Here is a 22,548-nt window from a genome sequence, read left to right as displayed (position 1 = left end):
GCGACCGGGCCGCCCGGCGGGCCCGGCGCGCTACGTCCCCAGCACCCGCGCCAGGTCGTACGAGACCGGCTCCTCCAACTGCTCGTACGTGCAGCTCTCCGGGGTCCGGTCCGGGCGCCAGCGGCGGAACTGCGCGGTGTGCCGGAACCGGGTGCCCTCCATGTGGTCGTACGCCACCTCGCAGACCCGCTCCGGGCGCAGCGCCACCCAGGAGAGGTCCTTGCCGCCCGTCCAGCGGCTCTGCGCGCCGGGCAGCCGCCCGCTCGCCTGGGCCTCCTCGTCGGCCCAGGCGCCCCAGGGGTGCCCGGCCGAGACGTCCGTCCGCAGCGGGGCCAGCTCCTCGACCAGCTCGCGGCGGCGGGCCGCGGTGAAGGCGGCGCAGACACCCACGTGCTGCAGCCGCCCGTCGGCGTCGTGCAGGCCGAGCAGCAGCGAGCCGACCACCGGACCGCTCTTGTGCTCGCGGTAGCCCGCCACCACGCAGTCGGCCGTCCGCCCGTGCTTGACCTTGAACATCGTCCGGTCGCCGGGCCGGTAGGGCTGGTCCAGCGGCTTGGCCACCACGCCGTCCAGTCCGGCCCCCTCGAACTGGGCGAACCAGGTGCCGGCCAGCTCGCGGTCGGTGGTGGCCGGGGCGGTGAAGACCGGGCCGGCGGCCGGCCGCAGCGCCTCCACCAGGGCCGGACGGCGTTCCGACAGCGGCTCGTCCAGCAGCGAGCGGTCCCCCAGTGCCAGCAGGTCGAAGCCGACGAAGGAGGCCGGGGTCCGCTCGGCGAGGGTCCGCACCCGGGAGGCGGCCGGGTGGATCCGCTCCAGCAGCTCCTCGAACCGCAGCCGTCCCTCGCGGGCGATCACGATCTCGCCGTCCACCACGCAGCGCGGCGGCAGCGCGTCCAGGAAGGCGGCCACCAGCTCGGGGAAGTACCGGGTCAGCGGCTTGCCCGTGCGGCTGCCGATCTCCACCTCGTCACCGTCCCGGAAGACGATCGCGCGGAAGCCGTCCCACTTGGCCTCGTACTGCATCCCCGGCGGGATCTCGGGCACCGACTTGGCGAGCATCGGCGCGACCGGCGGCATCACAGGCAGGTCCATGTCTCCGATGGTGCCGCCGCCCGCCCCCGTCCGCGCGGGGACGGCCGCGCTCCGGGCGCGCACCCCGGCCGCTCCGCCTAGCGTGGTCGGTATGGCTGGAGCTGTGGAGCTGGACGTCGCCGGTCGCACCGTACGGCTGTCGAACCCGGACAAGGTGTACTTCCCCGAGCGCGGGTACACCAAGCTGGACGTGGCGCAGTACTACCTGGCGGTCGCCGAAGGGGTGCTGCGGGGCCTGCGCGAACGGCCGACCACGCTGCAGCGGTTCCCGGACGGGGTGGACGGCGAGTTCTTCTACCAGAAGCGGGCGCCCAAGGGCCTGCCCGACTGGCTGCCGACCGCGACGATCAACTTCCCCAGCGGCCGTTCGGCGGACGAGATCTGCCCGACCGAGCCGGCCGCCGTGCTGTGGGCCGCCAACCTGGGCTGCCTGACCTTCCACCCCTGGCCGGTGCGCCGGGCCGACACCGAGCACCCCGACGAGCTGCGGATCGACCTCGACCCGCAGCCGGGCACCGACTTCCACGACGCCGTCCGGGCCGCCCACGAGCTGCGCGGACTGCTGGAGGGGTACGGGATGCGGGGCTGGCCCAAGACCTCCGGCGGGCGCGGCCTGCACGTCTACGTCCCGGTGGAGCCGCGCTGGACCTTCACCGACTGCCGGCACGCCGTGATCGCGCTCGGCCGGGCCCTGGAGCAGCGGATGCCCGGGCAGGTCACCACCGCCTGGTGGAAGGAGGAGCGCGGCGAGAAGATCTTCGTCGACTACAACCAGATGGCCCGCGACCGCACCATCGCCTCGGCCTACTCGCTGCGCGCCCGCCCCGGCGCCACCGCCTCCACGCCGTTGCGCTGGGAGGAGCTGGACGACGCCTCGCCCGAGGACTTCGACCTGAAGACGGTGCCGGCCCGGTTCGCCGAGGTCGGCGACCTCCAGGCCGGGATGGACGGCCAGGCCTTCGGGCTGGAGCCGCTGCTGGAGCTGTACGAGCGGCAGGCGAAGGACGAGGGGCTGGGCGAGCTGCCGTACCCGCCGGACCACCCCAAGGTGGCCGGCGAGCCGACCCGGGTCCAGCCCAGCCGGGCCCGCAAGCACTGAGGGGCCCGTCGGGTCCCTCTGGGCAGGGTCAGCCGGCGGCGCCCGCCGGCGCGGTCGCGCTGATGATCCGGACGGCGTCGGCGATCTGGCGGTCCGTGAGGTCCCCGCGGGCGGTCAGCCGGAGCCGGGAGACGCCGTCGGGCACGGACGGCGGACGGAAGCACCCCACTGCGAGGCCGGCCGTCCGGCAGTCCGCCGCCCAGGCCACCGCGGCCTCCGGGCCGGGAGCCCGGACCGAGACCACGGCGGCGTCCGGCGCACTCGCCACCAGGCCGGCCGCGACGAGCCGGGCGGACAGCGTCCGGGCCACCTCGCGGGCGCGCTCGGCGCGGTGCGGCTCGGCCCGCAGCAGCCGCAGCGCGCCGAGCGCGGCGCCCGCCGCGGCCGGGGCCAGGCCGGTGTCGAAGATGAAGGTGCGGGCGGTCTCGGTGAGGTGCCGGACGACCCGGCGCGGGCCGAGGACGGCGCCGCCCTGCGAGCCGAGCGACTTGGAGAGCGTCACGGTGGCGACCGTGTCCGGCTGCCCGGCCAGCCCGGCGGCGGCCAGCGCGCCCGCGCCGCCGGGGCCGAGCACGCCGAGCCCGTGCGCGTCGTCCACCAGCAGGGCGGCGCCGTGGGCGCGGGCGGCGGCGGACAGCTCCGGGAGGCGGGCGGCGTTGCCGTCCACGGAGAAGACGGAGTCGGTGACGACCAGGGCGCGCCGGTGCGTGCGCGCGGCCAGCGCGGCGGCCACGGCGGCGGGGTCGCTGTGCGGCGCCCGGTGGACGTCGCTGCGCGACAGCCGGCACCCGTCGATCAGCGAGGCGTGGTTGTTGGCGTCCGAGACGATCAGGGTGTCCGGGTCGGTGAGCGCGGTGAGCGCCGCCAGGTTCGCGGTGTAGCCGGAGGAGAAGACCAGCGCCGCCTCGACCCCGCAGAACGCGGCCAGCTCCTCCTCCAGCTCGGTGTGCAGCGCGGTGGTGCCGGTGACCAGCCGCGAGCCGGTGGAGCCGCCGCCCCAGCGCAGCGCCGCCTCGGCGGCGGCGCCGGTCACGGCGGGGTGGTGGACCAGCCCGAGGTAGTCGTTGCTCGCGAGGTCCAGCACCGGGTCGTCGGCGGGACGGCTGCGCAGGGTCCGGGTGAGGCCGGCCCGGGCCCGCAGCTCGGCGGCCTCGTCGAGCCAGTCGAAGACGGCGGCCGGGGTGAGGGTCTGCTGCTCGGGCGCGGTGCGGTGGGCCATGGGCCGCACTCTGGCACGACGGACGCGGCCCGGGCAATGTGCGCCTGCGCACACGGCCCGGGCCGGCCGCCCGTCGCCCCGTCAGATGCCCTCGGTGCGACCGGTCCTCGGTGCGACCGGTCCTCAGTGCGACCAGTAGGGGTCGTCGACGCCCGGGGTGCGGTCCGGGCCGCCGTCCGCCCGCCGCGGCAGGTCCGCCGGGAGCGGCGGGGGCTTCCCGTAGACCGACGCCCCGCCGTACTCGGCGTCGGCCACCGTCGCGGCGACCACCACCGTGACGAACGGGGCCGGGCCGCCCTGCCCCGCCGTCGGGTCCTGGCGGCGGCCGTCCAGGGTGACCGTGACGAAGACGCCGTCGGGGGTGGTCGCCGACCGGGTGATGTGGTCCTGGCTCCCGTCGTAGGGCCTCCCGGCCGGGTCGAGCGCCGGCCCGGCCCGGTAGCCCCGCTGCTGCCAGGAGGCCGTCACCGCCGCCAGGAACTCGTCCCGCCGGCCGGGCGCCAGCCGTACCCGGACCCGCCAGCTGCGGCCCACCAGCGAGTAGCGGCTCGCCTCGCCGTCCCAGTGGGCGTCGCCCCGCGCCACGTCGTACCAGTCGTCCAGGTACGGGACGGCCGGGGCCAGGCCGTCCAGGCTGCCGTGCAGCGCACCGTCGATCCGGTCCCGGGCCTGCCCCGCCGTCATCACCGGCTCGTCGAGGCGCGGCAGCCACCCGCCGGTCGCCCGGACGTACCCGCCGAGCGCGAGGAGCAGCACCAGGAGGCCGGCGGCCACCGCCGCGCAGGTCCGCGGCGCACGGCGGCTCACCGGCCCGCCACCAGCTGCGCGCGGTCGCCGTGGCCGGCCACGACGGCGCCGATGTTGGCGAGGGAGGGCCCGCCGTTCTGCGGCGTCAGGTACTCCAGATGGGTGTCCTGCGGGTGGGCAACGCTGCCGTCGGCGACCGAGAAGCGCTTGCCGCCGAAGTCCGCGTCGGCGGGGTCGCTGCCCAGCCAGAGCTCGTCCGGGTCGGTGGCGTGGCCGATGCCCGCGCCGACCACGGTGCCGACCGGTCCGAAGATGCTGCCGACCAGGCCGCCCGTCACCTCGTTCTTGGAGGGCAGGCTGGTGACGCCGTCGTAGGTCGCGGCGCCCACCCAGACCCGGCCCGGCAGCCCGAGGTCGGCGGCCTTGCCGGCGCCGGTGCCCGGGCTGCCGACGACGATCACGTCGTCCGGCGGCAGGTAGCCGTCGCGGTGCCGGGTGGAGAGCATGGTGGCCTGGCCCACCAGGTAGGAGCCGTAGCTGTGGCCGATCGAGGTGACGTGCGGCGGCCGGTCACCCTGGTGGGCGGCCCGGATCCCGGTCAGGAACGTCGCGTACGCGGGCGCGCCGGCCTGGCCGCGTTCGCCGGAGGCCGCGTCCGGGACCCCGGGCGGGGCGTCGTAGCCCAGCCAGACGATCGAGGCGGCCGAGCCGCCGGGGCCCTGCTGCGCGCGGGTGGCGCGCCAGACGTTCAGCGCGTTGTCGCCCTCGTTGGCGCCCACGTCGGCGCGGTTGCCGGCGCCGACGGACGAGACGGTCGTGGTCATGCCGGGGACGTAGACCGAGACGTCGGTGGCGCTGTCCGGGTCGCCGAAGGAGAGCACGGCGCGGCCCTGGCCCTCGTCCCCGTAGCCCAGCAGGTAGTCCCGCGGGTGGTCGGCGCCCGGGTCGGCGGCGAGGGCGTCGTCCTGCTGGAGGCGCAGCTTGAGGGTGCGGGCCCGCTGGTAGCGCTTCTCCTCGTCCCGGTGCGGGGGCTCTTCGCGCCGAGCCGGTCGAAGGCGTCGTCCAGGACCTTGCGGTTGGCCTGGTCGCGGACGGCGGCGGGGAGGCCGTCCCGATTGCCGAGCTGCTCCGGGTGCGCGGTGATCAGGCGCTGCTGCTCGTCGGCGGTCAGGCCCCGCCACCAGGCGTTCACCTGGGTCGGGGTGGCGCCGTCGGGCGGCAGGCCCTTGGTGTAGAGCGGGTCGCGGCCGCCGAGGACGGCCGCCGCGCTGTCGCCGCCCGCGGTGGCGAGGTCGAGCCCGGCCTGCGAGGTGGCGTTGCCGGTGCAGCGGCGCAGCCGCTCGGCGGTCGTCCGGTCGGCCTCGGCGGCCTCCCGCAGGGCGAGGGTGATGCGGTCGCCGATGTCCTGGGCGGCCGCCTTCTGCGTGCGCTCGTAGCCGGCCGCGTCGGGGTCGTGCCTGCTGCGCGGGTCCAGCGGCTCCCAGCCGACGTCGCCGCGGTCGTTGACGCCGAGGTCCTTGGCCCGGGCGTCGGCGAGGGCCTGCAGCAGTTTGGCCCGGGCGAGTTCGAAGGCTTCGGCGCCGTCGCGCAGCACCGCGCCGATCAGGCCGAGTTCGATCCCGGCGGCCTGCAGCTTGCCGGTGGTGCCGTCGATGGAGGCGGTGGCGCCGGTGGCCGCCTCCCCGGTCCACTGGGACTGGTGCACCCGGTCGGCGGTGCCGCGCTTCCAGTTGGAGGTGTGCTCCTGGAAGGCGGTGTGCAGCCGGTCGTAGGCGTCGGCGGCGCCGTACAGTTCGCCCGGCCTGGCGTCGCGCAGAGCGGCGATGTCCATCCGCTCAGCACCCGGCCCGCGGGCCGGTGACGTGCGCAGGTGTGTGGTTCATGAGCTCCCCCGAGTCGGTGTCCGGGGCGCTCCCGCCCCGCGGCGGCGATCACCCTAGCGCGTTGTCGATCATGACGCCTGAGTACGCGTACTCAGGCGGCGCGAACGGGCCGTCGGGGCGGGCGGCGCGGTACGGGGTGGTGCGGGCGATCCGCTCGGTCGGCCGATCCGCTCGGTCGGCCGGCGCAACTGCGGCGGTACGGACGGCACTTCGCCGAGGACTTCGCCCGACGGACGGGCGGGCCGGTGCCCCCGGGCCGGCCGCCCTCCCCCGCGGGCACCGGCGGCCGCTCACGGGCGCAGCGGTCCGGACCCGGCCCCGGTGCGGGCCAGCGCCGCGGTGATCGCGTCGAGGTCGGCGGCGTCCAGCTCCAGCCGGACGGCGCCGGCCCAGTCGTCGATCTGGCCGGGCCGGCGGGCGCCGACGATGGCCCCGCTCACCCCGGGCCAGGCGAGGGTCCAGGCGACGGCCACCGCCGGCACCGTGCTGCCGTGGCGTTCGGCGACCGGACGCAGGGCGTCCACCAGGGCGAGGTTGCGCGCGAGTCCGGTGGTGAAGTCCGGGAATCCGCGCCGCCAGTCCTCCGGGTCCAGGCCGGCCACCCGCTCGGCCGTGAAGGCGCCGGTGAGCAGGCCGGAGGCGAGCGGCTGGTAGACCACGGCGGCCGCGTCGTTGGCCGCGGCCCAGGCCAGGTCCGCCGCGGCGGACCGGCTGAGCAGCGAGAACTGCGGCTGGATCGCGTCCACCCGGGCGACCTTCGCGGCCGCTGCCAGCTGCTCGGGGCCGTGGTTGGAGAGTCCGATGGCCCGGACCTTGCCCTCGGTCCGCAGGTCGGCCATCAGCTGCCAGTACTCCTCCAGCGGGGTGCCCTGGGCCTCGGCCGGCGCCTCGGCGCCCCACTCCAGCGGCCGGCCGTCGCCGGGCCAGTGCACCTGGTAGAGGTCGATCTGCTCGACCCCGAGCCGGCGCAGCGAGGCCTCCAGCTCGCGGCGGACACTGGCGGGCTCCATCACCTTGCGGGGTGCGCCGAGCGGGTCGCGGTCGTCCCAGACCAGGCCGCACTTGGTGAATACGTACGGGCGCCGGGAGGCCGGCAGCCCGGCCAGGGCCCGTCCGACCACCTCCTCGGAGTGGCCGAGGCCGTAGACGGCGGCGGTGTCGATCCAGTTGACGCCCAGCTCGACGGCGCGGTGGACGGCGGCGATCGAGTCGCGGTCGTCCTGGGCGCCCCAGCTGTAGCGCCAGCCGGCGCCGCCGATCGCCCAGGCGCCGAAGCCGATCCGGCTGATCATCAGGTCGGTGCCGCCGAGCGGCACGGTGGGTACGTCGGTCATGCGGGTCCTCCGGAGGGGGTGCGGTCTGCTGCCGGACCCGATCCTTCGCCCGCCGCGCCGTCCCCGGCAGGGCTCCGCCCCACCCTGGGTCCGACAGGACCAGGCTCGGGCCCCGGCCGGTGCGCGATGATCCTGGGTATGGACAGACGAGCCGAGCTGGGGCAGTTCCTCCGGTCGCGCCGCGCGCGCCTGAAGCCGGAGGAGACCGGCCTGCCCGACTACGGCGGGCGGCGCCGGGTACCCGGGCTGCGGCGCGAGGAGCTGGCGCAGCTGGCCGGGGTGAGCGTCGACTACTACGTGCGGCTGGAGCAGGGCCGCACCGACCACGTCTCGCAGGCGGTGCTGGACGCGGTGGCGCGGGCCCTGCGGCTCGGCCCCGACGAGCGCCGCCACCTGGGCAATCTGGCCCGCCCGCGGCCGGCGGCCCGGGAGCCCCGGCCGGTTCGGCGGGTGCTGCCGGGCCTCCAGCGGCTGCTGGACTCGATGAGCGACGTCCCCGCGTACGTGCTGGGGCCGGACACCGAGGTGCTGGCCTGGAACCGTCCGGCGGCGGCGCTGATCACCGACTTCGGGGCGCTGGAGCCCGGGCGGCGGCAGAAGGCCCGGATGGTCTTCCTGGACGAGGCCTCCCGGGAGCTGTACGCGGACTGGGAGCAGAAGGCCGCCGACGTGGTGGCGTACCTGCGCCTGGGGGCCGGCCGCCACCCGCACGACCCGGGCCTGTCCGCCCTGATCGGTGAACTGAGCATGGGCAGCCGTGATTTCGCCCGGCTCTGGGCCGGCCAGGAGGTCCGCGACAAGACCCGCGGCTCGTACGGGTTCCGGCACCCCGTGGTCGGCCCGCTGGAGCTGGCCTTCGAGACCTTCCGGCTGCCCGACGACCCGGACCAGGCGCTGGTGGCGTACACCGTGGAGCCGGGCAGCCCGAGCGAGGCGGCGCTGCGGCTGCTGCTCTCGCTGGAGGCGACCGACCGGCCCGGCGGGGCACCCGTCGCGGGGCCGGACGCCGCCCCGGGCGGCCCCGCCGTCCCGGCCTTTGCCCGGGGGCGCCGCGAGCAGGCAAGATAGCCGGGTGACCCTCCTTGACCTGATGCCGAGCCCCGCCACCCCCGACGCGCTGTACGAGACCTTCGCCGCCTGGGCGGAGGAGCGCGGCATCACGCTGTACCCCGCCCAGGAGGAGGCGCTGATCGAGCTGGTCTCGGGGAACAACGTGATCCTGGCGACCCCGACCGGCTCGGGAAAGAGCCTGGTCGCGGCGGGTGCGCACTTCGCGGCGCTGGCCGAGGGCAAGCGGACCTTCTACACCGCCCCGATCAAGGCGCTGGTGTCGGAGAAGTTCTTCGACCTGTGCAAGATGTTCGGCACCGAGCAGGTCGGCATGATGACCGGCGACGCGAGCGTGAACCCGACCGCGCCGATCATCTGCTGCACGGCCGAGGTGCTGGCGAACATCGCGCTGCGCGACGGGGCCCAGGCCGACGTCGGCCAGGTGGTGATGGACGAGTTCCACTTCTACGCCGAGCCGGACCGCGGCTGGGCCTGGCAGATCCCGATCCTGGAGCTGCCGCACGCGCAGTTCCTGCTGATGTCGGCCACCCTCGGCGACGTCCGCCGCTTCGAGGAGGACCTGGCCCGCCGCACCGGCCGCCCGACCACGGTGGTCCGCTCGGCGACCCGGCCCGTCCCGCTGTTCTACGAGTACCGCCGCACCACCATGCACGACACCCTGGAAGAGCTGCTGACGACCGGTCAGGCGCCGGTGTACGTCGTGCACTTCACCCAGAAGGAGGCGGTGGAGCGGGCGCAGTCGCTGATGAGCATCAACATGTGCTCGAAGGCGGAGAAGGACGCCATCGCCGACCTGATCGGCAACTTCCGCTTCACCACCAAGTTCGGCCGCAACCTCTCCCGGTTCGTCCGGCACGGCATCGGCGTGCACCACGCCGGCATGCTGCCCAAGTACCGCCGGCTGGTCGAACGCCTGGCGCAGGCGGGCCTGTTGAAGGTCATCTGCGGCACGGACACGCTCGGCGTCGGCGTCAACGTGCCGATCCGCACGGTGCTGTTCACCGCCCTCTCCAAGTACGACGGCATCCGGGTGCGCACGCTGCGGGCCCGGGAGTTCCACCAGATCGCGGGCCGGGCCGGCCGGGCCGGCTTCGACACCGTCGGGCAGGTCGCGGCGCAGGCGCCGGAGCACGTGGTGGAGAACGACAAGGCGCTCTCCAAGGCCGGCGACGACCCGAAGAAGCGCCGCAAGGTCGTCCGTAAGAAGGCACCCGAGGGCTTCGTCGGCTGGACGGAGGAGGGCTTCGAGAAGCTCATCGCCGCCGATCCGGAGCCGCTGGTCTCCCGCTTCAAGGTCAGCCACGCGATGCTGCTCTCGGTGATCGGCCGCCCCGGCAACGCCTTCGAGGCGATGCGCCACCTGCTGACCGACAACCACGAGGAGCGCTCCGCCCAGCGCCGGCACATCCGCAGCGCCATCGCCATCTACCGCTCGCTGCTGGACGGCGGCGTGGTCGAGCGGCTGCCGGAGCCGGACGCCGACGGCCGGATCGTCCGGCTGACCGTCGACCTCCAGGAGAACTTCGCGCTCAACCAGCCGCTCTCCACCTTCGCGCTGGCCGCCTTCGAACTGCTCGACCCGGCCTCGCCCTCCTACGCGATGGACGTGGTCTCGGTGGTCGAGGCGACCCTCGACGACCCGCGCCAGATCCTCGCCTCGCAGCAGAACAAGGCGCGCGGCGAGGCGATCGGCGAGATGAAGCGCGACGGCGTCGAGTACGAGGAGCGGATGGAGCGGCTCCAGGACATCACGTACCCGAAGCCGCTGGAGGAGCTGCTCAGCCACGCGTACGACGTCTACCGGCGGGCGCACCCGTGGATCGGCGACCACCCGCTGCAGCCCAAGTCGGTCGTCCGTGACCTGTACGAGCGGGCGATGACCTTCAGCGACTACGTCGGCCACTACGACCTGGCCCGCACCGAGGGCATCGTGCTGCGCTACCTGGCGGGCGCGTTCAAGGCGCTGGAGCAGACCGTGCCGGAGGACATCAAGACCGACGACCTCAAGGACGTGATCGCCTGGCTGGGCGAGCTGGTCCGCCAGGTCGACTCCAGCCTGCTCGACGAGTGGGAGCAACTGGCCAACCCCACCGACCCGTTGGCCCCCGAGGTGACGCTGGACGACCGGCCCGCGCCGGTCACCGCGAACGAGCGGGCGTTCCGGGTGCTGGTCCGCAACGAGATGTTCCGCCGGGTGGAGCTGGCCGCGCTGGAGAACTACCACGCGCTCGGCGAACTGGACGGCGAGTACGGCTGGGACGCCGACCGCTGGGCGGACGCGATGGACCCGTACTGGGAGGAGCACGACGACCTCTCCACCGGCCCGGACGCACGCGGCCCGAAGATGCTGCTGATCGAGCAGGAGGAGGACGCCTGGCAGGTCCGGCAGATCTTCGACGACCCGGCGGGCCACCACGACTGGGGCATCAGCGCCGAGGTGGACCTGCACGGCTCGAACGAGGAGGGCCGCGCGGTGCTGCGCGTCACCGCCGTCGACCGGATGGACGGCTGACCCCGGCCGGTCCGCGCCGGCCGCCCTCCGGGGCGGCCGGCGTGACAGCGGCCCGCGTGACAGCGGCCCGCGTGGCAGCGGTCCGCGCGACAACGGCGGCGTGACAACGAGCCTGTGCGCCCGGCGGCCGCCGACGGGGGCCGCCGCCGGCCCGTCAGCCCCGCAGGTAGGACAGGTCCTGGTCGCTGAGCACCAACCGGTCCGCCGCGAGGTTCTCCTCCAGGTGGTCGGGCGAACCGGTGCCCGGGATCGCCAGCACCGCCGGCGAGGCCGCCAGCAGCGAGGCGATCGCCACCTGCGCGGGGGTGGCGCCCAGGCCCGCCGCGACCTTGCCGAGCCGCTCGGCCTCGAAGGAGTCGCCGCCCCCGCCGAGCGGGAAGTACGGCACGTACGCGATGCCGGCCGCCTCGCACTCCGCCAGCAGCCCCGCGTCGCCGCTGTGCCGGTTCTGCACCGCGGCCACCGGCGCGACCGCCCGGGCCTCGGCGAACTGCGCGGCGTCGACGTTGCTGACCCCGAGGTGCCGGATCAGCCCCTCGGCCCGGAGCCCGGCCAGCACGGCGAACCGTTCGGCGATCGACTCGCCGCCGGGCCCGCCCATGCCGCCGACCCGCAGGTACACCAGGTCGAGCCGGTCCAGCCCGAGCGAGCGCAGATCGGCCTCGACCAGGCCGCGCAGCTCGTCCGGCGCCGCCTGCCGGCTCGGCACGCCGTCCGGCCCGGGCAGCGGCCCGACCTTCGTCGCGATCACCAGCCCCTCGCGGTAGGGGGCCAGCGCCGTCCGGATCAGCTCGTTGGCCCGCACCTCGCCCCGGCCGTAGAAGCCGGCCGTGTCGATGTGGTCCACCCCGAGCTCCACGGCGCGCCGGAGCACCGCCACGCCGCTCTCCGGATCCCGTGACGGACCGTCAAAAGTGCTCATCGCCAACCGCATCGCGCCGAAGCCGAGCCGGTTGACGGTCAGGTCCCCGCCGAGGGAGAAAGTCTTGATCGCCATGTCGTCCATGCTGTCCGCGGCCACCGGGCCCGGCAAGCTCGTGGCCAGTTGCTGCCAGACTGGTGGCATGCGGAACGAACCGGTGTTCTCGGTCCACGGGGACGTGGAGCTGATGACGCGCGCGGGCCATCTCTTCGAGTCGGCCCGGAGCGAGTTCCTGTGCGCCGCCCGGGACCTCGCCACCTGGTCCCAGCCGGAGGCCCGGGCCGCGATCCGGGCCAGGATGCGCACCGCCGACGCCCCGGACTTCACCGCCCGGAAGCTGCTCAGCCCGGTCGCCCTCGCCGACGAGGCGGCCCGCGCGCACCTGCGGCTGGTACGGAGCCAGGGCGCGCTGGTCCGGATCAGCGGTTCGCCGCTGCCGCACGAGACGATCCTGATCGACCGGCGGGTGATGATCCTGGCCGGGCGGGAGACCCCCGCCGGCCGCGAGTACACGGTCACGACCTCGCCGGCCCTGGTCGAGGGCGTCCACTCGCTGTTCCTGGCGCTCTGGGACTCCGCCGTCGATCTCGACACCTGCCTGCGCGGCGCCGGCGTCCCGCACCTCGACGCCGACGGCCGCAGGATCCTCGACGCCCTCGCCTCGGGGCTCACCGACGAATCGGCGGCCGGTCGGCTCGGCCTCTCGCTGCGCACCTACCGGCGGCGGGTGGCGGCGCTGATGGCCGAGCTCGAAGCCGGCTCACGCTTCCAGGCCGGGCTGCGCGCGGGCGAGCTGGGACTGCCGCGCGAACGCTGAGCACGCACCGGGCCGGGCCGGCCCCGGCAGGGCCAGGACGGGCCGGTCCGGGCCGGAGTGCCGTTGAACCGCGGGCGGCCGGACACGGCCCACGCGGCCCACGCGCTCCGTGCACTCAGGGCGCCCAGGGCGCTCAGACCGACCGGCGCAGCCCCCCGACGAGCAGCGCCACCATGCGGCGCGCGTCGTACTCCGGGTCATTCTCCGCGCCGATGCAGAGGTTTCCGATCCCGCGCATCAGCTGGTACGCGGTGACGTCCGGGCGGATCTCGCCGGCGGTGGCGGCCTCGTCGAGGAGCCGGGTGCAGACCGGCAGCAGGCGGTCGAGGAAGTAGGCGTGCAGCGTCTCGAAGCCGGTGTTGTCGGCGTGCATCGCGGCGGCCAGTCCGTGCTTGGTGACGAGGAAGTCGACGAAGAGGTCGACCCACCGCCCGAGCGCGGCGCCGGGCGTCGGACCGCTCGCCAGCAGGGCCGGGCCGGCGTCGGCACAGGCGTCGACCTGGTGGCGGTAGACGGCGACGACGAGGTCCGCCCGGGTGGGGAAGTGCCGGTAGACCGTGCCCGTCCCGACGCCGGCCCGGGCCGCGATGTCCCGCACCGGCGCCTCCACGCCCGAGGCGACGAAGACCTCGGCGGCCGCGTCCAGCAGGGCCTGCTGATTGCGGCGGACGTCCTTGCGCACGGCCCCGGGCGCGCCCTGCGCACCCTGGCCGCTCCCGCTGCCCTCGATCAAATCTGCCACTCCTCCCGGGACGGGTTTACAAAACGGAACAAGGTTCCGTATCGTCGACGGAACAAGGTTCCGTTTTGGCCATGATGCCAGAACGGGGGCGACGCGACCAAGCCGCGCACCCTCACCCCCCGCCATCTCCGCGCACCCCGGCAGCCGCCTCCGCGAACCGCCGGGCCCCTCGCACGGAGCAGACCGAACGGACAGCAGCGCCATGCCCGACCCGAACAGCACGTACGCGCACCAGCTCGCCGGCGCGCCCCGCCGCGTGATCTCCGTGAAGCCGGTCGTCCTGCCCGCCCCGGCCGGCCGGGGCGAGGACCTCCAGGTCCGGGTGTCCGCCCCGGCGACCGGCGGCGAGCTGCCCGTCATCGTCTTCTCGCACGGCTTCGGCTGGTCGATGAACGGCTACGCCCCGCTGGCGGACCACTGGGCCGCCCAGGGCTTCCTGGTCGTCCAGCCCACCCACCTCGACTCCCGCACCCTCGCCGTCCCGGCCGAGGACCCCCGCACCCCGCGGATCTGGCGGCACCGGATCGAGGACCTCACGCTCGTGCTGGACCGCCTCGACGTCCTGGAGGAAGCCGTCCCTGGCCTCGCCGGGCGCGTCGACCACGGCCGGATCGCGGTGGCCGGCCACTCCTGGGGCGCCCAGAGCGCGAGCGTGCTGCTGGGCGCGCGCGTCCTGGACCCGGACGGCGTGCCCGGCGAGGACATGTCCGACCCGCGCGTCAAGGCCGGTGTGCTGCTCGCCCTGACCGGACTGGGCGACGACCTGACCCCGTTCGCCGCCGAGCACCTGCCCTTCCTGAGGCCCTCCTTCGACGGCATGACCACCCCGGCCCTCGTCGTCGCCGGCGACCAGGACCGGTCCCACCTGTCCACCCGCGGTCCGGACTGGTTCACCGACCCCTACACCCACAGCCCGGGCGCCAAGAGCCTGCTCACCCTGTTCGGCGCGGAGCACTCGCTCGGCGGCATCCCCGGGTACGAGGTCGCCGAGACCACCGACGAGAGCCCCGCCCGCGTCGCCCTGGTCCAGCGGCTCACCACCGCCTTCCTCCGCAGCGCCCTCCACCCCGGGGACACCGGCTGGCGGACGGCGGCCGCCGCTCTGGAGAGCGACCCCCACCCGCTCGGGAAGCTGCGCAGCAAGTAGCGCCCCGCCGCCGGGCAGGCCGGCGGGCGCGGTACCTGGACGGGGCCCTGACGGTGTGCCGCGCCCCGCCCGGGCGCTCCCCCGGCCCGGGACAGGTCGCGGCGGCCCGGGTCAGCCGACGCGGCCCGGGTCAGGCCACGGCAGACCGGATCAGCCGACGCTGGCCGGGTCAGGTCGCGGCAGTCCGGATCAGGTCCAGATGAACTGGGCGCCGGCCGCGAAGGAGACCGCCCGGGTGGCCAGGTCCAGCAGCTGCGCCTGGCTCGGCCCGGCCGGGGCGCTCGGGGTGCCGGACGCCGTGGCCCCGGTCGTGGCGGGGGCCGGTGGCGTCTCCGGCGTGCCGGTGGTGCCGGACGCCGTCGGGCTGGGGCTGGGGCTCGGCGCCGCGGTCCGGGACTCCGCGAACCGCGAGACCGTGACGGTCAGGAAGTGGCCGACCGCCTCCACCTTGCCGGGGTCCGCGGGCTTGGCGGGATCGACGGGCCTGCCGGTGGCCGAGACCGGGACGGCCGCCGCGGAGGCGTCCGGCAGGATGAAGACCAGTGCCTCGGCGGGCCCGTGCCCGGCCCGCAGGGCCTGCGCGGCCTTCGCCGCGGAGGCGTCGTCGGGGAAGCGCAGCACGGTGACGCTGGACAGCAGCGCGGGCTGGTCGACGGCGCTGAAGCTGACGGTCACGTAGCCCTGGCAGCCACTGCCCTGCAGCGGGTCCGGCTCGCGGGTCTGCAGGGTCTCCGCGCAGTCCTGGCCCTGCCGGGCGCCGTTGCGGCGGCCCTTGTAGGCGCCCATCTCGACGGCGCGCTGGGCGGGAAAGTACCGGTCGGCGGTGAGGCCTTCCTGGTCCGTGCCGCTCGGCGGCAGCGGATTGCCGACCACCGGCGGGGTCTTGGCGGCGTCCGCGCTGGACGGGCCGAGCCCGGGTATCCAGTCCCCCGGGTGCGGCCGGCTGACTATCCATCCGCCGCCCGCGACCACCGCGACGACGACGCACCACCCCAGCGCCCTGGCCGGGAGGCCGCGGGTCGCGTGGCGCGCCCGCGCGGCGCGCCCTTCGGGTGTCCGGTCTTCCGGTTGCGGGTCGCGTTGCCCCTGCGTGGTCATGGCGCAGATTCTAGGTGGTGGGTCCGCACCGCTGATCAACGGGTCGGCCCCGGGGCCGGGCTCCGCCGTCCGGGGGGCGGCCGGCGGAGCGCGGGTGACCTGCACCACTACTGTGAGCGGCGACACTGTGACAACTCGCACATCCGCCGGGGGATCTTCTGGCGGGTTCCCTCTGGCGCGGGCGCCCGGCGAGCGGGCAGGATCAGGCGCATGGATCTGCTCGACACCCTCACCGCCAAGGGCCTGCGCCGGGAAATTCCGACCCGCGAGGAAGCCCTTGCCGTCCTCGCCACCACCGACGACGAAATCCTCGACGTGGTCGCGGCCGCCGGACGGGTGCGCCGGCAGTGGTTCGGCCGCCGGGTCAAGCTCAACTACCTGGTGAACCTCAAGAGCGGGCTCTGCCCGGAGGACTGCTCGTACTGTTCGCAGCGGCTCGGTTCCAAGGCGGAGATCCTCAAGTACACCTGGCTGAAGCCGGAGCAGGCCGCCGAGGCCGCCGCCGCGGGCCTGGCCGGCGGCGCGAAGCGCGTCTGCCTGGTCGCCAGCGGGCGCGGTCCGACGGACCGTGACATCGACCGGGTCGCGGACACCATCGCCGCGATCAAGGACGCCAACGAGGCCGTCGAGGTGTGCGCCTGCCTCGGCCTGCTCTCCGACAACCAGGCCGAGCGCCTGAAGGCGGCCGGCGCCGACGCCTACAACCACAACCTGAACACCTCCGAGGGCACCTACGGGGACATCACCACCACCCACACCTACGCGGACCGGGTGGACACCGTGAACAAGGCGCACGGCGCGGGCCTCTCCGCCTGCTCCGGCCTGATCGCGGGCATGGGCGAGAGCGACGAGGACCTGGTCGACGTGGTCTTCGCACTGCGCGAGCTGGACTCCGACTCGGTGCCGGTCAACTTCCTGATCCCGTTCGAGGGCACCCCGCTCGCCAAGGAGTGGAACCTCACCCCGCAGCGCTGCCTGCGGATCCTGGCGATGGTCCGGTTCGTCTGCCCGGACGTCGAGGTGCGGATCGCCGGCGGCCGCGAGGTGCACCTGCGCTCGATGCAGCCGCTGGGCCTGCACATCGCCAACTCGATCTTCCTCGGCGACTACCTGACCAGCGAGGGCCAGGCCGGCCAGGCCGACCTGGACATGATCGCGGACGCCGGCTTCGAGGTCGAGGGCGCCGGCCAGGTGACCCTCCCGCGCCACCGCGTGGACGCCGCCGAGGCGGCCGGGCACGCCTGCGCCCCGGCCGGCGGCGCCTGCGGTTCGGGCGGCGGCTGCGGCCCCTGCGGCGGTCACGGCGAGGCGGCCGCGGCCGCCGGGTCGGCGCCCGTCGCGGCGGACGACCAGGAAGCCGGTGCGGACTCCGGGCCCAACGACGAGCTGCGCAGCGACCTGGTCCGGGTGCGGCGGCGCGGCGCCGGGACCGAGCTGGCCCCGAACGCCTGACCCGGCCCCCGACCCGGACCGAACCGGCGCCGGCCGCCCCACGAGGGCCCGGCGCCGGAACACCGTGACGACCGAGGAACCGACCACCGTGGCACAGCTGTCCCCGCAGTCCCTGCTGGCGCTCGACCGGGCGCACGTCTGGCACCCGTACGGGCCCATGCCCGGCACCGCGACCCCGTACGTGGTGGAGTCCGCGTCCGGGGTCCGGCTCCGGCTGGCCGAACCGGTCGCCGGGCACCGCGAACTGGTCGACGGGATGTCGTCCTGGTGGGCGGCGATCCACGGCTACGGCCACCCGGTGCTGGACGAGGCGGTCCGCGACCAGCTCGGCCGGATGAGCCACGTGATGTTCGGCGGGCTCACCCACGAGCCCGCCGTCCGGCTGGCGGCGACCCTGGTGGAGATCACGCCGGAGCCGCTGCGGCACGTCTTCCTCGCCGACTCCGGCTCGGTGGCCGTCGAGGTCGCGATGAAGATGTGCCTGCAGTACTGGCAGTCGGTGGGGCGGCCGGCCAAGCGGCGCCTGCTCACCTGGCGCGGCGGGTACCACGGCGACACCTTCCACCCGATGTCGGTCTGCGACCCCGAGGGCGGGATGCACCAGCTCTGGGGCGGCGTGCTGCCGCGCCAGCTGTTCGCGGGCGAGCCGCCGGCCGGCTTCGACGCGCCGGTGGACGAGGCCTACGCCACGGAGCTGGCCGACCTGATCGAGCGGCACGCCGACGAGCTGGCCGCGGTCATCGTCGAGCCGGTCGTCCAGGGCGCCGGCGGGATGCGCTTCCACTCCCCCGGCTACCTGCGGCTGCTGCGCCGGCTCTGCGACGAGCACGGCGTCCTGCTGGTCTTCGACGAGATCGCCACCGGCTTCGGCCGGACCGGCGAACTGTTCGCCGCCGGCCACGCCGGCGTCTCGCCGGACGTGATGTGCCTGGGCAAGGCGCTGACCGGCGGCTACCTGACGATGGCCGCGACGCTGTGCACCGGCGAGATCGCGGACGGGATCAGCAGGGGCGAGGTGCCGGTGCTGGCGCACGGCCCGACCTTCATGGGCAACCCGCTCGCGGCCGCGGTCGCCAACGCCTCGATCGGGCTGCTGCTCGGCCAGGACTGGCAGGTCGGGGTGAAGCGGGTGGAGGCCGGCCTGACGGCGGGTCTGGCACCCGCCGCCGAGGTGCCGGGCGTCGCGGACGTCCGGGTCCTCGGCGGGATCGGCGTCGTCCAGCTCGACCACCCGGTGGACATGGCCGCCGCGACCGCCGCGGCCGCCCGCGAGGGCGTCTGGCTGCGGCCGTTCCGGGACCTGATCTACACCATGCCGCCGTACGTCACCGGGGACGAGGACCTGGCCCGGATCGGCGCGGCGGTCACGGCGGCGGCGGTGGCCGGATGACCGCCGAGGTGCTCTTCGTGACCGGCACCAACACGGACGTCGGCAAGACCGTCGCCACGGCGGCGATCGCCGCGGCCGCGCTGGCCGCCGGACGCCGGGTGGCCGTGCTCAAGCCGGGGCAGACCGGTGTCGCGCCGGGCGAGCCCGGGGACGCCGCCGAGGTGGTCCGCCTCGCCGGGCCGCTGACCACCCGTGAACTCGCCCGCTACCCGGAGCCGTTGGCCCCCGACACCGCCGCCCGGCGGTGCGGGCTGCCGGCCGTCGGCCCCGAGCAGGTGGCTGAGGCGGTGGCCGAACTCGCCGCCGCGCACGACCTGGTGCTGGTCGAGGGCGCCGGCGGACTGCTGGTCCGCTACGACGAACAGGGCCGCACGCTGGCCGACATGGCCCGGGCGAGCGCCGGTCTCGGGCTGAAGCCCGAGGTGCTGGTGGTCGCGGCGGCGGCCCTCGGCACGCTCAACATCGCCACCCTGACGGCGGAGGCGCTGCGCGCCCGGGGCCTGGCGCCGCTCGGCGTGCTGGTCGGCTCCTGGCCGCGGGAGCCCGGCCTGGCCGAGCGCTGCAACCTGGCCGACCTGCCGGTCGCGGCCGGGGCCCCGCTGCTCGGCGTGCTGCCCGAGGGCGCGGGACGGGAGGCCGCCGGCTTCGCCGGGGTCGCGCACGCGGCACTGGCCCCCCGGCTGGGCGGGCACTGGGACGCGGACGCGTTCACGGCCGCCCACCAGGTGCCGCCGCCCTTGCTGCCCTGACGGCCCGGCCGGCTGACGGCCCGGCGGATCGGCCACCGGCGTGACCCGCCGACCTGACGGACACGCCCCGGCATCACCGCTCGGCGGCCCGCCCCGTGGCCGGGCCGCCGAGCGGTGGTCGGGTACCGCGGTGGATCGGGCGTGCCCGGCCGGCGTACTCAGGCGGAGCGGCCGCGCAGGCCCGCGGTGTCGAAGACCACGGTGGACTCCCGCACCAGGCCGTCCACCAGCCGCATCCGGTCGGCCCCCTCCCAGGCGACGGCGGTGCCGTCGACCGTGGCGGTGGCCCGCCAGCCGATGAAGGCGACGTCCTCGTTCAGGGCGTGGGCGAGCACGGCCAGCCGCAGGTCGGGGAAGCGCTGCAGGGTGCCGGCCACCTGGGCCGTCCACTGGTCCAGGCCCACGATCGGCTCCGGACGGCCGGGCCAGTGCAGCACGATCCCCGGGTGGCTCAGGGTGCCCAGTCGGGCCGGGTCGGGCGCCGCCCAGAAGGCGGCCCACCGGTCGGCGAAGTCGCCCGCGTGGTAGGCGCGGTGCACGTCGTCCGTTACCGGACGGGTACCGGGTCGGGTACCGGGTCGGGTGTCTGTCACGAGTTGTCCTCTCCCCCGCGGGAGCCAGGTCCCGCCAATGTTACGTACCAACAGTACGTACTAGCGGTACGCAACTTACGTACCGTTAGTATGTGATGTCAAGAGGAGGCAGCAATGGCCAGAAGGACCCAGGCGGACCGCTCGGAGAGCACCACCGGTGAGATCGTGGACGCCGCGATCACCCTGTTCGGCCGGGACGGCTACCCGGCCGTGTCGATCGACGGGATCGCCCGCGCGGCAGGTGTCACCAAGGGCGCCGTCTACCACCACTTCGACGGCAAGACCGCCCTGCTGCGGGCCGCCTTCCTGCACCAGGAGCAGCGCCGGGCCCTGCTGCTCCGCGAGGCCGCGGCCGGCTCGCCCGACGCCCTCGCGGCGGTCCGGGCCGGGTGCGCGGCCTTCCTGCACAGCTGCCTGGACCCGGCGGTCCGGCAGATCCTGCTGCTGGACGGGCCCGCCGTGCTCGGCTGGCAGGAGGTCCGGGAGATCGAGGCGGAGCACAGCGTCGCCCTGCTGCGCCGCGGCCTCGGCGCGGCCGTCGACGAGGGGCGGCTGCGCCCCGGCGATCTCGGCATCCGCACCCACCTGCTGCTGGGCGCCCTCTGCGAGGCGGGCATGCTGCTCGCCCGGCACGCCGACCCCACGGCCGCGCTGGCCGCGGTCACCCGCGAGGTCGACGCGCTGCTCGACGCGTTCGCGACGCCGACGGGAGCGTGACCCGGCGGGACGTGCCCCGGCAGGACGTACCCGGGCGGCAGCGTGGCCGGGCGGGACGTGCCCGGGCGGCAACGTGGCCGGGCGGGGACGTCCCGGAGCTCCGGTCGCGGGCCCCGGGCGGGCCCGCGGCGGCGCGGTCAGCCGCCGAGCGGCTTGACCCAGCGGGTCCACTGCGGCTGGGGACCGTAGCCGGCCCGCTGCCAGGTGCGCTGCCCCAGCTCGTTGTGGTCGAGCACCATCGCATCCGCCCGGCGTCCGCCCAGCGCCTCGAAGCGCTGCTCGGCGGCGGCCAGCAGCGCCGCGCCGATCCCCTGCCGGCGGCGCCCCGGGTCGACCGCGAGCCGGTACAGGTGGCAGCGCCAGCCGTCCCAGCCCGCGATCACCGTACCGGCCACCGTGCCGTCGAGTTCGGCGACGATCAGCGCCTCCGGGTCCCTGGCGAGCAGCCGGGCCAGGCCGTCGGCGTCGTCGGTGATGCTCGTCCCCTCGGCCGCCCGCGCCCAGAACTCCAGCAGGTCCGGCACCTCGTCGAGGCGAGCGGTACGAATGATCAGATCGGTCATACCGACTGTCTACCAGCCCGGCCGGGGCCGCCACGAAGGGATTTCCGGGCGGCCCGCCCGGCCGCGCCGGTGGACCGGGCCCGGGCCTCACCGGCGGATCCGGCCGGGCACCCGCCGCCGGGCCGGCCCCGGGCGAGGCCCTGGGCCGGGCCTAGCCGAGCTGCCAGACGGTGGTCCGCTTCAGGGCCGCGTCCTCCAGGTCCGCGACCACCGGCACCTCGTAGGAGGCCAGCGCGGTGAACCGCTCGCGCGGGAGGTACGCCCGGCCCGGGTCGCCGACCAGCACGACGGCGCCCCGGGCCTGCGCGCGCTCCAGGAACGGCAGGAACCGGGCGGCCATCGTCCGTTCGTAGAACACGTCCCCGGCGAGCACCACCTCGGCGGGGGCACCGTCGCCGTCCAGCAGGTCCTCGACCGCCGCGTCCACCCGGACGCCGTTCGCCTCGGCGTTGATCCCGATGGCGGCCACGGCGTAGGCGTCGATCTCCGCCGCCCGGACCGAGGTCGCCCCGCGCAGCGCGGCCGCGATCCCGACCAGACCGGACCCCGCGGCGAGGTCCAGCACGGTGTGCCCGGCCACCAGCCCGGGGTGGTCGAGCAGGTAGCGGGCGACGGCCACGCCGCCGGCCCAGGCGAACGCCCAGAACGGGGGCGGCAGTCCGATCTCGCCGCGCGCCTCCTCGGTCGACTCCCACAGCGTGATGGCGTCGTCCGCCATGTGCAGACGGATCTCGGGGACGAAGGGAACGAGCGTCAGCCGGGTCTTCTCCCGGACGAAGGCCGGATCCGACAGCGTGGTGGTGCCCGGATGAAGAGTACGAAGCTCGTTCGGCATGCCCGCAGCATAGAGGCCGTCCAGCGCCCCGGATCACCACCCGCCGGCCCCGTGGCGAGCCGCCGCGGCGCCCCGTTCCGCACCCCGCTCCGGCTGACGGCCCCCCATCTCGTCCCCGGGCCCGTCCCGGAGGCGGCCGACGGCTGTTCACCGGCCGCGCTCCGCCCCGGTCCGGCCGGCCGGTGGCGCACCGTGCCGCCGATCCGGCCCGCAGAGCCGGCCCCGCCGTCCACCCCGCCGTCCACCCCGCCGTCACTGCCGCCCCGACAGCACCGGGCGGCACCCCCACGGGGCCGGCACGAGGGCGGTACGGGGGCGGCGCCGGGCACCACCGGCGGGAGGCACCCGCGAGGGCCGCCACCGCGGCACGGCCGGCCGCCGCCCGGACACCCGGGGCAGGTACCCACAGATCCGTACCATTTAGATACCGAAGCCGTTATGAGCTGCGGAAATGCTCGCCCGCCGACAGGGGTCACCGGTAGCATCCGGCTCACGTCCTCCGGTTACCGCCGCACTGTCGCACGCGCTCCGGGCGGGCGTGTTCCGCGGTGCGTCAGAAGCCACCG

21 protein-coding genes are annotated in these 22,548 nt (G+C 75.5%); 9 read left to right on the top strand and 12 right to left on the bottom strand.

From position 1 onward, the window contains the following. Positions 1-30: 30 nt before the first annotated feature. Positions 31-1,092, bottom strand: coding sequence for an ATP-dependent DNA ligase (locus IE329_RS16710; RefSeq protein ID WP_190211670.1), 1,062 nt, complete (start codon positions 1,090-1,092; stop codon positions 31-33). Between the two features lie 91 nt (positions 1,093-1,183). Here IE329_RS16710 and ligD point away from each other — a divergent pair, with 91 nt between their 5' ends. Beyond that, positions 1,184-2,191: a non-homologous end-joining DNA ligase gene (gene ligD / locus IE329_RS16705; RefSeq protein WP_190211669.1), complete on the top strand. Its 1,008-nt coding sequence runs from the start codon at positions 1,184-1,186 to the stop codon at positions 2,189-2,191. Between the two features lie 28 nt (positions 2,192-2,219). On the opposite strand, the gene IE329_RS16700 is transcribed toward ligD, so the two are convergent. The 5 genes from IE329_RS16700 to IE329_RS16680 all read right to left on the bottom strand — a co-directional run bounded on the left by IE329_RS16700 (position 2,220) and on the right by IE329_RS16680 (position 7,374). After that, positions 2,220-3,410 carry an 8-amino-7-oxononanoate synthase gene (locus IE329_RS16700; RefSeq protein ID WP_190211668.1) on the bottom strand — a complete coding sequence of 397 codons (1,191 nt, stop codon included), beginning with the start codon at positions 3,408-3,410 and terminating at the stop codon, positions 2,220-2,222. Positions 3,411-3,533: 123 nt separating this feature from the next. Further along, positions 3,534-4,217 carry a hypothetical protein gene (locus IE329_RS41525; protein ID WP_190211667.1) on the bottom strand — a complete coding sequence of 228 codons (684 nt, stop codon included), beginning with the start codon at positions 4,215-4,217 and terminating at the stop codon, positions 3,534-3,536. After that, entirely contained in the window at positions 4,214-5,038 is an 825-nt protein-coding gene (locus tag IE329_RS16690) for an alpha/beta hydrolase (RefSeq protein WP_190211666.1), read from the bottom strand. The genes IE329_RS41525 and IE329_RS16690 overlap by 4 nt, the downstream gene beginning before the upstream one ends. Then, complete coding sequence (locus tag IE329_RS16685) at positions 4,978-5,988, bottom strand: hypothetical protein (protein WP_190211665.1); 1,011 nt, start codon at positions 5,986-5,988, stop codon at positions 4,978-4,980. The genes IE329_RS16690 and IE329_RS16685 overlap by 61 nt, the downstream gene beginning before the upstream one ends. A 342-nt stretch (positions 5,989-6,330) precedes the next feature. After that, entirely contained in the window at positions 6,331-7,374 is a 1,044-nt protein-coding gene (locus IE329_RS16680) for an aldo/keto reductase (RefSeq protein ID WP_190211664.1), read from the bottom strand. Positions 7,375-7,512: 138 nt separating this feature from the next. Here IE329_RS16680 and IE329_RS16675 point away from each other — a divergent pair, with 138 nt between their 5' ends. Beyond that, positions 7,513-8,442, top strand: a complete 930-nt coding sequence (locus IE329_RS16675) for a helix-turn-helix transcriptional regulator (RefSeq protein ID WP_190211663.1) — start codon at positions 7,513-7,515, stop codon at positions 8,440-8,442. Between the two features lie 22 nt (positions 8,443-8,464). Further along, positions 8,465-10,957, top strand: a complete 2,493-nt coding sequence (locus tag IE329_RS16670) for a DEAD/DEAH box helicase (protein ID WP_373311217.1) — start codon at positions 8,465-8,467, stop codon at positions 10,955-10,957. Positions 10,958-11,111: 154 nt separating this feature from the next. Here IE329_RS16670 and IE329_RS16665 read toward each other — a convergent pair whose 3' ends face one another. After that, positions 11,112-11,954 (bottom strand): oxidoreductase, encoded by an 843-nt coding sequence (locus IE329_RS16665; RefSeq protein WP_190211661.1) that lies wholly within the window; start codon positions 11,952-11,954, stop codon positions 11,112-11,114. A 67-nt stretch (positions 11,955-12,021) separates the two neighbouring features. Between IE329_RS16665 and IE329_RS16660 the strand changes: the two genes are divergently transcribed. Further along, positions 12,022-12,696 (top strand): helix-turn-helix domain-containing protein, encoded by a 675-nt coding sequence (locus tag IE329_RS16660; RefSeq protein WP_190211660.1) that lies wholly within the window; start codon positions 12,022-12,024, stop codon positions 12,694-12,696. 133 nt (positions 12,697-12,829) lie between these two features. Here IE329_RS16660 and IE329_RS16655 read toward each other — a convergent pair whose 3' ends face one another. Further along, complete coding sequence (locus IE329_RS16655) at positions 12,830-13,429, bottom strand: TetR/AcrR family transcriptional regulator (RefSeq protein WP_373311215.1); 600 nt, start codon at positions 13,427-13,429, stop codon at positions 12,830-12,832. A gap of 211 nt (positions 13,430-13,640) precedes the next feature. Between IE329_RS16655 and IE329_RS16650 the strand changes: the two genes are divergently transcribed. Beyond that, positions 13,641-14,585, top strand: coding sequence for an alpha/beta hydrolase family protein (locus IE329_RS16650; protein WP_190211658.1), 945 nt, complete (start codon positions 13,641-13,643; stop codon positions 14,583-14,585). A 189-nt stretch (positions 14,586-14,774) separates the two neighbouring features. Here the strand turns inward: IE329_RS16650 and IE329_RS16645 are convergent, their stop codons facing one another. Further along, the gene (locus tag IE329_RS16645) at positions 14,775-15,683 is read right to left on the bottom strand and encodes a hypothetical protein (protein WP_190211657.1); all 909 of its coding nucleotides are present in this window, start codon (positions 15,681-15,683) and stop codon (positions 14,775-14,777) included. Positions 15,684-15,893: 210 nt separating this feature from the next. Between IE329_RS16645 and bioB the strand changes: the two genes are divergently transcribed. From bioB to bioD, 3 genes are all read left to right on the top strand, one after another. Next, positions 15,894-17,135: a biotin synthase BioB gene (bioB, locus tag IE329_RS16640; protein ID WP_190211656.1), complete on the top strand. Its 1,242-nt coding sequence runs from the start codon at positions 15,894-15,896 to the stop codon at positions 17,133-17,135. 88 nt (positions 17,136-17,223) lie between these two features. After that, positions 17,224-18,525: an adenosylmethionine--8-amino-7-oxononanoate transaminase gene (locus IE329_RS16635; protein ID WP_229927502.1), complete on the top strand. Its 1,302-nt coding sequence runs from the start codon at positions 17,224-17,226 to the stop codon at positions 18,523-18,525. Next, a complete protein-coding gene (bioD, locus tag IE329_RS16630; protein ID WP_190211655.1) occupies positions 18,522-19,274 on the top strand; it encodes a dethiobiotin synthase in 753 nt (250 codons plus the stop codon). Before IE329_RS16635 ends, bioD begins: the two co-directional genes overlap by 4 nt. Positions 19,275-19,432: 158 nt before the next feature. On the opposite strand, the gene IE329_RS16625 is transcribed toward bioD, so the two are convergent. Next, entirely contained in the window at positions 19,433-19,867 is a 435-nt protein-coding gene (locus IE329_RS16625; RefSeq protein WP_190211654.1) for a nuclear transport factor 2 family protein, read from the bottom strand. Between the two features lie 114 nt (positions 19,868-19,981). On the opposite strand from IE329_RS16625, the gene IE329_RS16620 reads away from it, so the two are divergent. Then, entirely contained in the window at positions 19,982-20,584 is a 603-nt protein-coding gene (locus IE329_RS16620) for a TetR/AcrR family transcriptional regulator (protein ID WP_190211653.1), read from the top strand. Positions 20,585-20,721: 137 nt separating this feature from the next. Here the strand turns inward: IE329_RS16620 and IE329_RS16615 are convergent, their stop codons facing one another. Both IE329_RS16615 and IE329_RS16610 read right to left on the bottom strand, forming a co-directional pair. After that, positions 20,722-21,147, bottom strand: a complete 426-nt coding sequence (locus tag IE329_RS16615) for a GNAT family N-acetyltransferase (protein WP_190211652.1) — start codon at positions 21,145-21,147, stop codon at positions 20,722-20,724. 151 nt (positions 21,148-21,298) lie between these two features. Continuing rightward, positions 21,299-21,982 carry a class I SAM-dependent methyltransferase gene (locus IE329_RS16610; RefSeq protein WP_229927501.1) on the bottom strand — a complete coding sequence of 228 codons (684 nt, stop codon included), beginning with the start codon at positions 21,980-21,982 and terminating at the stop codon, positions 21,299-21,301. Between the last annotated feature and the right edge of the window lie 566 nt (positions 21,983-22,548).

The sequence above is a fragment of the Kitasatospora indigofera genome (assembly GCF_014655955.1).
GTDB classification, from domain to species: Bacteria; Actinomycetota; Actinomycetes; order Streptomycetales; family Streptomycetaceae; genus Kitasatospora; species Kitasatospora indigofera.
The sequence above is the reverse complement of the archived record's forward strand: the minus strand, read 5'-3'. Positions and strand labels throughout refer to the sequence as shown.

What these genes read in the sequence shown, in the direction of transcription:
- IE329_RS16710 (WP_190211670.1), bottom strand. Translation starts at nt 1,092, where the DNA reads ATGGACCTGCCTGTGATGCCGCCGGTCGCGCCGATGCTCGCCAAGTCG.
- ligD (WP_190211669.1), top strand. Translation starts at nt 1,184, where the DNA reads ATGGCTGGAGCTGTGGAGCTGGACGTCGCCGGTCGCACCGTACGGCTG.
- IE329_RS16700 (WP_190211668.1), bottom strand. Translation starts at nt 3,410, where the DNA reads ATGGCCCACCGCACCGCGCCCGAGCAGCAGACCCTCACCCCGGCCGCC.
- IE329_RS16685 (WP_190211665.1), bottom strand. Translation starts at nt 5,988, where the DNA reads ATGGACATCGCCGCTCTGCGCGACGCCAGGCCGGGCGAACTGTACGGC.
- IE329_RS16680 (WP_190211664.1), bottom strand. Translation starts at nt 7,374, where the DNA reads ATGACCGACGTACCCACCGTGCCGCTCGGCGGCACCGACCTGATGATC.
- IE329_RS16675 (WP_190211663.1), top strand. Translation starts at nt 7,513, where the DNA reads ATGGACAGACGAGCCGAGCTGGGGCAGTTCCTCCGGTCGCGCCGCGCG.
- IE329_RS16670 (WP_373311217.1), top strand. Translation starts at nt 8,465, where the DNA reads ATGCCGAGCCCCGCCACCCCCGACGCGCTGTACGAGACCTTCGCCGCC.
- IE329_RS16665 (WP_190211661.1), bottom strand. Translation starts at nt 11,954, where the DNA reads ATGGCGATCAAGACTTTCTCCCTCGGCGGGGACCTGACCGTCAACCGG.
- IE329_RS16660 (WP_190211660.1), top strand. Translation starts at nt 12,022, where the DNA reads ATGCGGAACGAACCGGTGTTCTCGGTCCACGGGGACGTGGAGCTGATG.
- IE329_RS16650 (WP_190211658.1), top strand. Translation starts at nt 13,641, where the DNA reads ATGCCCGACCCGAACAGCACGTACGCGCACCAGCTCGCCGGCGCGCCC.
- IE329_RS16645 (WP_190211657.1), bottom strand. Translation starts at nt 15,683, where the DNA reads ATGACCACGCAGGGGCAACGCGACCCGCAACCGGAAGACCGGACACCC.
- bioB (WP_190211656.1), top strand. Translation starts at nt 15,894, where the DNA reads ATGGATCTGCTCGACACCCTCACCGCCAAGGGCCTGCGCCGGGAAATT.
- bioD (WP_190211655.1), top strand. Translation starts at nt 18,522, where the DNA reads ATGACCGCCGAGGTGCTCTTCGTGACCGGCACCAACACGGACGTCGGC.
- IE329_RS16620 (WP_190211653.1), top strand. Translation starts at nt 19,982, where the DNA reads ATGGCCAGAAGGACCCAGGCGGACCGCTCGGAGAGCACCACCGGTGAG.
- IE329_RS16615 (WP_190211652.1), bottom strand. Translation starts at nt 21,147, where the DNA reads ATGACCGATCTGATCATTCGTACCGCTCGCCTCGACGAGGTGCCGGAC.
- IE329_RS16610 (WP_229927501.1), bottom strand. Translation starts at nt 21,982, where the DNA reads ATGCCGAACGAGCTTCGTACTCTTCATCCGGGCACCACCACGCTGTCG.